The organism is Acinetobacter sp. YH12041 (genome assembly GCF_013419975.1).
Lineage (GTDB): Bacteria > Pseudomonadota > Gammaproteobacteria > Pseudomonadales > Moraxellaceae > Acinetobacter.
In genome coordinates, this window is record NZ_VOZC01000007.1 from 102287 (window position 1) to 114867 (window position 12581).

Below are 12581 nucleotides of genomic sequence, written 5' to 3' on the forward strand. Positions count from 1 at the left end.
TTAATTTTGCATGCTTCATTTATGCTACAGCTTAAATTTTAAGCCAAGTCCTAAAGCAGATCAGGATCACTTATACAGGATTGTATAAATTCGCCATGAATATGACAAAAATCCCTCTCAAGAAAAATCCGCTTAGCCTGATGATACTGTCGGCATTTTCAGGCCATCTTTATGCTGAAACTACGCTAGCACAGGATAGTGTTCAGCAACTGGAAACTATTGTGGTGACCACTGAGCAAAATACAAATTCCCAGCAAGAGACTGCGGCTGAACTTGCCAGCGTTTCGGGAGGAACCAATTTTATTTCAGATCAGCAGCTCGAACATCAGCGTCTGGGAACCATTGCTGACGTCTTCCGTCTCCAGCCCGGCATTTATGCCCAATCGCCGGGCAATGAAGGAGCCAAAATTTCTATCCGTGGTTCTGGCATTAACCGTACTTCTGGTGCACATGCATCCGGAACTTATGTCATGATCGATGATATTCCCTTTACCGGACCGGGTGGTACAGCTTATGAACTGCTTGAACCATGGTGGATTGATCATGTTGAGGTGTACCGTGGTGCCAATGGTTTAAAACAGGGCGGATTGTCCTTAGGTGGAACAGTTAATTATAAAAGTAAGACTGGTGCAGAGCAGAATGGCTCTGAATTAAAATATGAAACGGGTAGCCATGGCTATCAGAAATACCAGTTTAGTACTGGCCGACAACTCGATAAGTTAGATTATTATCTGACAGTAACGGGTTCACAGTTTGATGGGATTCAGGATCATGCCGAAGGTGATGGCAAAGGTCTGGCTTTTAATCTGGGTTATCAGATCAGTCCAGATATTGAGACCCGCTTTTATGCCCGTTACCGTGAAAGCAAACATTTAACGCCAGGGCGCATTACCCAGGAACAGCTCAAGAATAATCCTGAAGCAGCCAATGATTTTAATCTGGCTGTAGATGCCAAGCGGATTCAACCGGGCAGTACCTGGCTGGCAAATACTACCACTTGGAACTTGCAGGATGATGCCAAACTGACCGGTAGTCTGGCTTATCACCATTATCCATTGGATCTACGTGAAAGTAGTTATCGTACCAATGTCGATTATGAGGATATTAGTGCGCGGGTTCAGTATGAGAAACCTTATCAGTTATTCGGTCTTGAACATCAAGGAAAAGTTGCTTTTCGAAGTACCACGCACCGTCCGAATAGTGGTGTAACCGAAACAATTCGACGCGATACTACGATTGACGGTGCGCTTTATCCGGCAGATACCGTAACACGCCGTTATACCTATCGTGGTTCAGACAATGTATTGCAATTTGATCAGGAAACCCAGTTGAATGATCAGTTTAAGCTTGATCTTGGATTGGCAGCTGCCTATACCCATCGTGAGAGTGAAGTGACTTACCCAGTCGCCAGTCCTGAAGTCAGTCGCTATGAATGGAATTTCGCACCGCGTATTGGTCTGACTTATCAGCCAAATGAAACATTACAATGGTTTGCCAATTTAAGCCGTAGTATTGAACCGGCACATCCATGGGCAATGGCATGGTCTTCACCATATTATTTTGACAGTGGTGTTGCTTCAGGGCGGGTACGTGAACCTATTTATCTGGACACGCAAACTGCAAATACTTTAGAACTGGGTGGCAGGGGTCAGTCAGCTTGGGGTGATTGGGCACTGAGCTACTATTATTCCAAAGTTAAAAACGAGTTATTAACCTCAGAGTTGATCAAAACCTATGAGGATGGATCGGAACGACCTTCTGAGCCAATTGCCGTTGAATCCAATGCGACTCCAACCCTTCATCAAGGTGTAGAACTCAGTCTGGATACACCATTGTATGCATCACAGCAGGGTGAACTTCGCCTACGACAGGCTTATACCTTGAGTGATTTCCAATATAAAAACGATCCTTTATTTGGCGAAAACCAGCTGCCGGGAATTCCAAAACACCTTTATCAGGCGCAGCTCAGTTATGCCTTGAATAATGGTTTTTATGTGGGGCTAAATACTGAATATGCATCGAAGATGGCACATGATTATGCCAATAGCCGCTTCAGTGATGATTATCAGATCTGGGGTATTGATCTGGGATATGCGCCAGAAGATCAGTCATGGAGTGCCTGGGTTAACTTCAAGAATATCACCGATGAAAAATATGCAGCAGTAGTGATTCCAGGTTATGACGACAAAGGTGAAGATCGAGCACGATCTTCACCGGGTGAAGGCTTTTCGACCTATGCAGGCGTGTCGTTTAAATTTTAAAATAATCACTTTATAAAAAAAGCGGGCATTTTTACCCGCTTTTTTATCCTGTCAGCTTGTATAAAACTAGCCTTCCAGAATTCCACTGACACCTGTCACAATCATATCAATGGCAATGGTACCGATTAAAAGTGCTGCGACACGACCAACAATATCGACATAAAGGTCAATATAATTGGAATATTTGTGTTGCATATGATCATGCAGATATTTCATCAGGATCAGTAAGCTGCAGGTTAAAAATAAAGTGAAAAAGATCACCAGAATAGTCTGCATTAAACTGAGCTGTACACCAGTAATAACTGAAGCTGAAATGGTACCGGGGCCAATCATAAAAGGCATGGCAATCGTACCCGCCAGATGATTCGGCGCACCCCGCATCACCCCAATGGTATCCGCACCTTCAAAGACATAGCGATAACCAATCACCAGAAAAATCAGACCACCAAAAATCTGGAAGGATTCAAAGCGAGCATGTAGCACTTCATTAAAGAAGGCTTCACCTGTTTTCGCAAAAATGATGAAAACAATAAAGCTGATCAGGCTGCCCTGAATCAATGCCATATTGAAGACCTTTGCTTCAGAATTACGAATAATTCCAAGCATATAGATACTCATCAAAAATGGATTGAGTAACGAAAAAAACAGGGCAAAGGCATTTAAACTTGCTGACATCATTCAATCCTTCCGTAGTTGAGTGATCCTAGATTTCACGATCCGGGAAAAGTGGACGTTTACCCGGGCTGATCCGGTTGATGTGCAGATACATCATATGACGTTCATATTTATCCAGAATGTCGTTAATAACTTGTTCCTTGCTGTAACCGACCAGATCATTGCCCTGAGATCCTTCAAACAGGTAACTTTCCAGACGATAGTAATAGCGTTTAGTCCGTTTACCCCGTGAACTAAAGTTCGGTGTGGCATAACGTACTGGCCAGATTTGATAGACAAAGTTTTCTTCTTCATCCAGCTGAATGGTGAGATCCAGATGATACAGTTCAGGTTCTTCCTCAAGCGGTTTTTCCTGAATATTCACTTGAATACCCTTATCGGTTAACTCAGTCGCAACTGCCTCAATGGCCGGCTTGCAGACGTCATCCAGCATGGCGCGAGTCTGTGAAAGGCTTGGATGCAACATCACCCGGCTCAGACGTTTCTTCCAGTTAAAGATGTCAACATTACCGACGACTGGTGCAGCATTCAGACTGGTACTGGCCTGACGGAAATCCTCAAGCCGCAAGGATTTATACAAACCGGCCATGACAAAGAAGATCACGAAACTAAAAGGTAAGCCCATAATAATGGTGGTGTTTTGCAATGCTGTCACACCGTTAGCCATTAGCATAGCTAGCGTCAACAGGCCAATCGCAATCGCCCAGAACACACTGAGCCAGCGCGGTGAATCATGCTCAATATTAGTGAATTTAGTGGTGAAGTTCCCCAATACCAATGCCCCTGAATCCGCTGAAGTCACATAGAACAGCAAACCTGTAATGGTGGCGACACCTGCGAGAAATGTGAAACCTGGATACTGTGCCAGCAGGTCATAAAAACCATGTGCCGGATTTTCTAAAACAGTTGTCGCAAGCTGAGTATTACCATCAAAAATCACGCTGTATAAAGCACTGTTACCGAAAATAGACAACCAAGTGAGGGTAAATAACAGAGGAATAACCAAAGTCCCGGTGACAAATTCACGAATAGTACGACCACGGGAAATACGTGCCAGGAACAGACCTACAAACGGCGACCAAGCAATCCACCATGCCCAGAAGAACAGGGTCCAGCTATTCATCCATTCTTTAGGCTGCTCAAAAGGAAAACTGCTTAAAGAGAGTTTCGGGAACTGGCTGAGATAATCACCAAAATTTTGAATTAGAGCCGCTAATAAAAACTCGGTATTTCCCATAAAGAGAATAAAGAGCAGCAACCCGATTGATACATAGATATTAATTTCAGACAGAACCCGAATACCTTTATTGACACCCGCAGTGACGGAAATAATAGTAATAATGACTGCAACACCAATTAATGCAGTTTGAATCCAGATATTTTCCGGCAAGCCAAACAGGACATGCAGACCGTAATTTAGCTGAACCACACCAATACCGCAGGTTGTGGCAATACCGAAAATCGTACCGAGTACCGCAGCAGTATCCACCGTATGGCCGATCGGGCCATTAATTCTTTTTCCAAATATAGGATAAAGCGCAGAGCGAATTGTCAGTGGTAAATTATAGCGATAACTGAAATATCCCAACGCAACCCCAATCAGCGCGTACATGCTCCAGCCAGTCAGACCATAGTGAAACAGGGTCCAGACCATGGACTGACGCGCGGCTTCAAAGGTTTCAGCTTCACCGACTGGTGGACTCATATAGTGCGACAGGGGTTCAGCGACCGAGAAGAACATCAAGTCAATCCCGATCCCGGCTGAGAACAGCATGGCCGACCAGCTCAGCAGGCTGAATTCGGGTTTAGAATGTTTGGGACCTAGCTTGATTTCGCCATAACGTGAGCAGGCGATAAAGACAATAAAAACCAGATACAGCGTTGCCGCCAGCAGGTAATACCAGCTAAAGGTACTACTGACCCAGTTTAAAATATTAATAATGACTAGATTGGCTTGTTCATTAAATAAAATCGTGATGATAGAAAACAGCAGAATAAGCGTCGCCGAACAATAAAAGACTACCTTATTCAGACTATCTTGCACCTCTTCGTTTTTCTTTTGCATAAATCTCTGACCATCGTTTTTGTTGCCGGATGATCTACAGTGCAGTGTGATTTAAAAGCAAAAACTGGCCCTAAAGCTTCCTTGTTTTCGTGAATTACAAACTTTTGCAAATCCAAAACAAACTGCGCTGTACATCAAGGGTGAGCTGGCACTATAATTTTTATTAATTGAACGTTCAATTAAAAAAGCGTTTATGAATTGTTACATTATTCAGCTATTTGCTTTAGCAGAGTGATTTTTTATTGTTACATCCGTTATTCAGGTTAGTCCTATGCCAAAAGTTGGTATGCAACCGATCCGTCGTCAGCAACTGATCGATGCCACCTTAGCTGCAGTGAATGAGCTAGGTTTTGCAGAAGCTTCAATTAGTCAGATTGCTCAGAGGGCAGGTGTCTCAACCGGCATCATAAGTCATTATTTTCAAGGTAAAAATGGGTTAATTGAAGCCACAATGCGTTACTTATTGCAGCAATTGGGTAAATCTGTTGCTGAAATCAAGTCACAGGTGAATGACGCCCCTGAACAACGCTTACTGGCGATTGTGCGTGGCAATTTTACTGCTCCACAAACGGATAAAGCGGCCATGAAGGTGTGGTTGGCTTTTTGGGCCAGCAGTCTGCACCAGCCTGATTTACATCGTTTACAGCAAATAAACCATTACCGCTTACATTCCAATCTTAAATATGAATTCATGAAAAAGCTGAGTAAGGATCAAGCTGAGAAGGCAGCACAAGGTCTGGCTGCACTCATTGATGGATTCTGGCTAAGAGGTGCTTTAGTAAGTGGCGAAATTGATCCAGAACTGCCGATTGAACTGTGTAGTGAATATATCCGGCAACAACTCAAATAACCAATCTGCGAGGGAATTCCATTGACAACATTCAAACTGCAACGTCCTTATATCCATGGACAATATGTCGATGCAACGTCCAATAGCACGTTTCAAACTATTAACCCTGCAACAGGCGAAGTCCTGGCTGAAGTGCAGGTATGTTCAAAAAATGATATCGATCGTGCGGTTGAATCTGCACAACAAGGGCAAAAAGTCTGGGCAGAAATGACCGCGATTCAACGTTCGCGCATCTTGAACAAGGCAGTCGCCATTTTACGCGAGCGCAACGATGAGCTGGCAAAATTAGAAAGTCTGGACAGCGGTAAAGCCTTTAGTGAAACATCGACTGTTGATATTACGACAGGTGCAGATGTACTCGAATATTATGCGGGGATTCTACCGGTTCTTGAAGGCCAGCAAATCCCGCTGAGAAGCAGTTCCTTTGTCTATACCCGCCGTGAACCTTTGGGTGTCGTCGCTGGAATTGGCGCATGGAATTATCCGATTCAGATCGCTTTATGGAAATCTGCACCGGCACTCGCTGCAGGCAATGCCATGATTTTCAAAGCCAGTGAAGTCACACCTTTAACTGCGTTGAAACTGGCAGAAATTTATACTGAAGCCGGTGTACCGCATGGTGTATTTAATGTGGTGACTGGTAGTGGTGAAATTGGTGGTTATCTGACTTCGCATCCCGATATTGCCAAAGTGTCATTCACTGGTGGCGTTTCTACCGGCAAAAAAGTTATGGCGCAAGCTGCCAATTCTAGTTTGAAAGAAGTCACTATGGAGCTGGGCGGTAAGTCTCCGCTGATTATCTGTGAAGATGCCGATCTGGATCTAGCGGCTGATATTGCCATGATGGCCAACTTCTATAGCTCTGGTCAGGTCTGTACCAACGGTACTCGTGTTTTTGTACCTTTGGCATTGAAAGCAGCATTTGAAGAAAAGATTTTGCAGCGTGTTGAACATATCCGTATGGGTGATCCTCTCGATCCTGAAACCAATTTCGGCCCAGTGTCCAGCTTTGAGCATATGGAAAAAGTGCTGGGCTATATCGAAAAAGGCAAGATAGAAGGGGCGCGCTTATTGTGTGGCGGCGGCCGTGCCGAAGATGAACAGTTTGCCCAAGGGGCTTATGTCCTGCCAACCGTATTTACCGACTGCCGCGATGACATGACCATTGTACGTGAAGAAATCTTCGGTCCAGTCATGAGCATCCTGAGTTATGACACCGAGCAAGAAGCCATTCGTCGTGCCAATGATACCGATTATGGTCTGGCCGCCGGTGTTGTCACACCAGACTTAGCCCGTGCACACCGAATTATTCATCAGGTCGAAGCAGGTATCTGCTGGATCAATACCTGGGGTGAATCACCTGCAGAAATGCCGGTCGGTGGCTATAAGCATTCCGGTGTCGGACGTGAAAATGGTCTAGTCACTTTGCAGCACTACACCCAGACCAAATCGGTTCAGGTCGAACTCAGTCCTTTCCAGTCTGTATTTAGCGCATAAGGGGGATTTGATGAATTACGACTATATTATTATCGGTGCGGGCTCTGCGGGTAATGTTCTGGCAGCGCGTTTAACTGAAGATCCAGATACTAAGGTTCTATTACTTGAGGCAGGTGGCCCGGACTATCGTCTGGATTTTAGAACCCAGATGCCGGCTGCTTTAGCTTATCCTTTACAAGGACGCCGTTATAACTGGGCCTATCTGACCGATCCAGAACCCCACATGAACAATCGCCGTATGGAATGCGGCCGTGGTAAAGGTCTGGGCGGATCTTCACTGATTAATGGCATGTGCTATATCCGTGGTAATGCTATGGATCTGGAACAGTGGGCCAGCCTTAAAGGTCTGGAACACTGGAACTATGCGCAGTGTCTACCCTATTACAAAAAAGCTGAAACCCGCGATATTGGAGGCAATGACTATCATGGCGATTCAGGCCCGGTTTCAGTCGCAACGCCTAAGAATGGTAATAATGAGCTGTTTCATGCCATGGTCGAAGCTGGGGTTCAAGCCGGTTATCCACGTACCGATGACTTGAATGGCTACCAACAGGAAGGCTTCGGGCCAATGGATCGTACTGTGACACCACAAGGTCGTCGCTCCAGTACGGCACGTGGTTATCTGGATATGGCCAAAGGCCGGGATAATCTCACCATTATTACCCATGCCATGACCAACCGAATTCTGTTTAATCGCAATCAGGCGATTGGCGTAGAATATTTTGAAGGTCAAAATACCTTACAGCCGATTCAGGTCTTTGCGGATCGTGAAGTTCTACTATGTGCAGGTGCAATTGCATCTCCACAAATCCTGCAACGCTCTGGTATAGGTCCGGCTGAATTGTTAAAAAGTCTGGATATTCCGGTGGTTCAGGACCTGCCGGGTGTGGGTGAAAACCTGCAAGACCATCTGGAAATGTACTTACAATATAAGTGCAAAAAACCGGTCAGCTTATACCCAGCATTGAAATGGTATAATCAGCCCATGATTGGCGCAGAATGGTTATTCTTAGGTAAAGGCATTGGTGCCAGCAACCAGTTTGAAGCCGGTGGCTTTATCCGTTCTTCGGATGAGTTCGAATGGCCAAATATCCAGTATCACTTCCTGCCAGTGGCGATCAATTACAATGGGACCAATGCTATCCATGAGCACGGCTTCCAGGCCCATGTCGGTTCCATGCGTTCACCATCTCGTGGTCGGGTTCGCCTGAAATCCAAAGATCCGTTTGAACATCCAAGCATTCTGTTCAACTATATGAGCACTGAACAGGACTGGCGTGAATTCCGTGATGCCATCCGTATTACCCGTGAAATTATGCATCAGCCCGCCCTGGATCCATATCGTGGTGAAGAAATCAGTCCGGGCAAAAATCTGCAAACTGATGCAGAAATTGATGAATTTGTTCGTAATCATGCAGAAACAGCGTATCATCCGTCCTGTAGCTGTAAAATGGGTGAGGATGATATGGCAGTTGTCGATGGTTATGGGCGTGTGCATGAGATGCAAGGCCTGCGTGTTATCGATGCTTCAATTATGCCGCTTATTATTACAGGCAACCTCAATGCAACCACGATCATGATGGCTGAAAAGCTTGCAGATCATATCCGTGGCAAGCAGGCATTACCTGCTTCTACAGCGCCTTTCTACCGGGCCCCACGCGCTTAAGTCATGGCTATATTCCTGTTGCTTATTGCATCAAGGAATATAGCGAAATTTATTTTTACCCAAAGCTGGATAAGGCTGTAATCGGTTTCAGTGTTATCCATTCTTTGCTTAATATAATTTATATTTTATGAGAATTTTCAAACAAACAGTCCTTTTCGGCTGTGCTGCTGTTTCTAGTGTTTATTGTTTTGCAGATGATGCGGAAGCAAAAAAAATTGAAACCAGTGGAAACATCAGTGTAGTTTCTAAATACATCTCTCGTGGTCTGACCAATGCACCAGAAAATGATGACGTTGCTTTACAGGCAGCGCTGAATCTGGCTTATGGTAATTTTTATGTCGGTTACTGGGGCTCAACCTTAGGTTATTCCTACCCAGAACTGGAAGGCAAGAAATCACATCGCCGTGATAAAGTCGAACATGATTTTATCGTGGGCTATACCTATAGCAGTGAAAACTACGACTGGAATTTCTGGGATGCGACCTATTATTATCCGGGTGGCAGCCATACCACTTCAAATGAATTAGGTCTGAATGTAAGTCGTACACTAAACGACAAGACCAGTGTTACAGCGGGTGTATCGACCTATTTATATGATGTGGCCTATGCCAATCAGGGTGATACTTTTTATACCTTGGATTTAACCCATCAGATTAATGATAAGCTGGGTGCGCATGTCGGTGCAGCGGGTGGTTATTTTAATGATGAAGGCAAATATGAAGGTAATGAGCTGGGCAACACTACCAAACAGCATGCTTTCCGTTATGCAACTGCTGGATTGAGTTATGAAGTTGCGCCAAAGTTGACCTTGTCTGGTGATTATATCTTCGGTGGTTACGACCGTTTTGGTGATAAACAGCGCGATCTCGCTGTGTTTGGCATTGGTTATGACTTTTAATTTGGATCTTGATCTGATTTAAAAAATGCATTTCGCAGTCCATAAAATCCAGTCGGGAACAGCAAGTATCAATAAAAACAGCCTGTTCCCGGCTTAAAGCCAGATTTTCTGAATATTTAATTAACAGATATTTTGATAAATCTGCAGGAAATTCGAGCAAACATTATCAATTTCATAAAATGATTCTATAATAGCGCCCATTCTTACTCGAGCTTATCCTGAAACTAACTGGTTGAAGGTTTAACCCGGGTTATTTTTATTTTTGAGTCAAATTCTCCTCCGTGATTCGGCTTGTATATTCAGATTTAGCATCTTATCTGTCCGTGGTGGCACATAAGAATATTTAGGTATCCACATGGAAATTAAGGTCAATTATCTCGATAATCTTCGTCAGGAAGCCAAGTTCGATGACTTCACGGTAATCGCCGATCAGCCGATCCGCTATAAAGGTGATGGTTCTGCGCCAGGTCCATTTGATTATTTTCTGGCATCTTCTGCGTTGTGTGCAGCTTATTTTGTTAAAGTTTATTGTGCAGCGCGTGACATTCCAACCGACAATATCCGTCTGTCTCAAAACAATATCGTCGATCCTGAAAACCGCTACAAACAGATTTTTAAAATTCAGGTCGAGCTACCGGCTGATATCTCTGAAAAAGACCGTCAGGGGATTTTGCGTTCGATCGACCGTTGTACCGTCAAAAAAGTCATTCAAACCGGTCCTGAATTTGTCATAGAAGAAGTAGAAAGTATTGATGCTGATGCTCAGGCATTATTAATGCCTAATCTGGCTTCAGATAGCTTGACCTGTATTCCGGGTAAAGACTTACCACTCGAAGAAACTATTGCCAATATGTCTGCGATTCTGGCAGGCCTCGGCATGAAAATTGAAATTGCGTCTTGGCGTAACATTGTACCGAATGTCTGGTCACTACATATTCGTGATGCTCAGTCACCGATGTGCTTTACCAATGGTAAAGGTTCAACCAAAGAAAGTGCGCTGGCGTCTGCACTGGGTGAATTTATTGAACGCTTGAACTGTAACTTCTTCTATAATGATCAGTTCTGGGGTGAAGATATTGCTAATGCAGAATTTGTGCATTATCCGGATGAAAAATGGTTCCAGCCAGGTCCAAATGGTGAACTGCCAGCCGAAGTTTTAGATGAACATACCCGTGAAATTTATGATCCTGAAGATGAGTTACTAGGTACTCATCTGTATGACACCAACTCGGGCAATAAAGCACGCGGTATCTGTTCCTTACCATTCGTACGTCAGTCTGATGGTGAAACTGTATATTTCCCATCGAATCTGATTGAAAACCTGTACCTCAGTAATGGCATGAGCGCGGGCAATACCTTGGCTGAAGCTCAAGTGCAATGTCTGTCTGAAATTTTCGAACGTGCGGTTAAACGCGAAATTCTGGAAGGTGAACTGGCACTGCCGGATGTACCTGAACACGTATTGGCAAAATATCCGAAAATTGTTGAAGGCATTAAAGGCTTAGAAGAGCAAGGCTTCCCAGTGCTGGTCAAAGATGCTTCTTTAGGTGGCCAGTTCCCGGTGATGTGTGTGACCTTGATGAACCCGCGTACAGGTGGGGTCTTTGCCTCATTCGGTGCACATCCAAACTTTGAAGTCGCTTTAGAACGCAGTTTGACTGAGCTGTTACAAGGCCGTAGTTTTGAAGGCCTGAATGATCTGCCAAAACCAACCTTCAGTTCAAATGCAGTTACTGAACCGAATAACTTCGTTGAGCACTTTATTGATTCTAGTGGTGTAGTGTCTTGGCGTTTCTTCAGCGCGAAATCAGATTATGATTTTGTCGAGTGGGATTTCACCAATAATGGTCAAAACTCGAATGCGGATGAAGCTCAGGAATTATTCACGATTCTTGAAGACATGGGCCATGAAGTTTATATGGCGGTGTATCAGCATTTGGGTGCCACCGCTTGCCGTATTCTGGTACCGGGCTATTCGGAAATCTATCTGGTAGAAGATCTGGTTTGGGACAATACCAACAAGGCTTTGTTATATCGTGAAGATATCCTGAATCTGCATCGACTGGATGATGAACAACTGCAAGCATTGGTTGAGCGTCTGGAAGAAGCAGATGAGGATGACTATACCGAGATCAAAACCTTGATCGGTATCGAGTTCGATGAAAATACTGAATGGGGCCAGCTCACTATTCTTGAACTGAAACTTCTGATTTATGTGGCTTTGCAGCAATTTGAAGAAGCTAAAGATCTGGTTGAGCAGTTCCTGCAGTTTAATACCAATACCGTTGAACGTAGCCTGTTCTACCAGTGCATGAATGTCGTTCTGGAAGTCATGCTGGATGATGACATGGAACTGGAAGATTATGAGCACAACTTCCGCCGTATGTTTGGTGATGAACGTATGGATGCGGTGATGGGTTCAGTTGAGGGCACAGTTCGTTTCTATGGCCTGACTGAAACCAGTATGAAGCTTGAAGGTCTGGATCGTCATCTACGTTTAATTGACAGCTACAAGAAACTGCATGCAGCGCGTGCCAAGTTTGTAGCAGCGTAGTAAGTGAAGATGATTAGCTGACTTTGCTAGTCTTTAAATCTTTAAAAAAATAGCCCATCTTAGAATGGGCTATTTTTTATATTGCTCTAACATCTTAGGAGTAATTAAAAAAAGA

8 protein-coding genes are annotated in these 12581 nt (G+C 44.3%); 6 read left to right on the top strand and 2 right to left on the bottom strand.

The features are described from left to right. Positions 1-95 precede the first annotated feature (95 nt). Positions 96-2261: a TonB-dependent receptor domain-containing protein gene (locus tag FTU00_RS08055; RefSeq protein ID WP_180179479.1), complete on the top strand. Its 2166-nt coding sequence runs from the start codon at positions 96-98 to the stop codon at positions 2259-2261. Between the two features lie 66 nt (positions 2262-2327). Here FTU00_RS08055 and FTU00_RS08060 read toward each other — a convergent pair whose 3' ends face one another. Both FTU00_RS08060 and FTU00_RS08065 read right to left on the bottom strand, forming a co-directional pair. After that, a complete protein-coding gene (locus FTU00_RS08060; RefSeq protein WP_159122944.1) occupies positions 2328-2936 on the bottom strand; it encodes a MarC family protein in 609 nt (202 codons plus the stop codon). 28 nt (positions 2937-2964) lie between these two features. After that, a complete protein-coding gene (locus FTU00_RS08065; protein ID WP_159122945.1) occupies positions 2965-5001 on the bottom strand; it encodes a choline transporter in 2037 nt (678 codons plus the stop codon). 271 nt (positions 5002-5272) lie between these two features. Between FTU00_RS08065 and betI the strand changes: the two genes are divergently transcribed. The 5 genes from betI to FTU00_RS08090 all read left to right on the top strand — a co-directional run bounded on the left by betI (position 5273) and on the right by FTU00_RS08090 (position 12466). Further along, positions 5273-5851, top strand: a complete 579-nt coding sequence (betI, locus tag FTU00_RS08070) for a transcriptional regulator BetI (protein ID WP_005235723.1) — start codon at positions 5273-5275, stop codon at positions 5849-5851. A gap of 21 nt (positions 5852-5872) precedes the next feature. Continuing rightward, positions 5873-7348: a betaine-aldehyde dehydrogenase gene (gene betB / locus FTU00_RS08075; protein WP_179992564.1), complete on the top strand. Its 1476-nt coding sequence runs from the start codon at positions 5873-5875 to the stop codon at positions 7346-7348. Between the two features lie 10 nt (positions 7349-7358). Continuing rightward, positions 7359-9014, top strand: coding sequence for a choline dehydrogenase (gene betA, locus FTU00_RS08080; protein WP_159122947.1), 1656 nt, complete (start codon positions 7359-7361; stop codon positions 9012-9014). Positions 9015-9141: 127 nt separating this feature from the next. Continuing rightward, the gene (locus FTU00_RS08085; RefSeq protein WP_180179480.1) at positions 9142-9912 is read left to right on the top strand and encodes a hypothetical protein; all 771 of its coding nucleotides are present in this window, start codon (positions 9142-9144) and stop codon (positions 9910-9912) included. 355 nt (positions 9913-10267) lie between these two features. Beyond that, a complete protein-coding gene (locus tag FTU00_RS08090; RefSeq protein ID WP_180179481.1) occupies positions 10268-12466 on the top strand; it encodes an OsmC domain/YcaO domain-containing protein in 2199 nt (732 codons plus the stop codon). Positions 12467-12581: the final 115 nt, after the last annotated feature.

Bases quoted from the DNA above. Each gene is read 5' to 3' on its own strand.
- FTU00_RS08055 (WP_180179479.1), top strand. From the start codon at position 96: ATGAATATGACAAAAATCCCTCTCAAGAAAAATCCGCTTAGCCTGATG.
- FTU00_RS08060 (WP_159122944.1), bottom strand. From the start codon at position 2,936: ATGTCAGCAAGTTTAAATGCCTTTGCCCTGTTTTTTTCGTTACTCAAT.
- FTU00_RS08065 (WP_159122945.1), bottom strand. From the start codon at position 5,001: ATGCAAAAGAAAAACGAAGAGGTGCAAGATAGTCTGAATAAGGTAGTC.
- betI (WP_005235723.1), top strand. From the start codon at position 5,273: ATGCCAAAAGTTGGTATGCAACCGATCCGTCGTCAGCAACTGATCGAT.
- betA (WP_159122947.1), top strand. From the start codon at position 7,359: ATGAATTACGACTATATTATTATCGGTGCGGGCTCTGCGGGTAATGTT.
- FTU00_RS08085 (WP_180179480.1), top strand. From the start codon at position 9,142: ATGAGAATTTTCAAACAAACAGTCCTTTTCGGCTGTGCTGCTGTTTCT.
- FTU00_RS08090 (WP_180179481.1), top strand. From the start codon at position 10,268: ATGGAAATTAAGGTCAATTATCTCGATAATCTTCGTCAGGAAGCCAAG.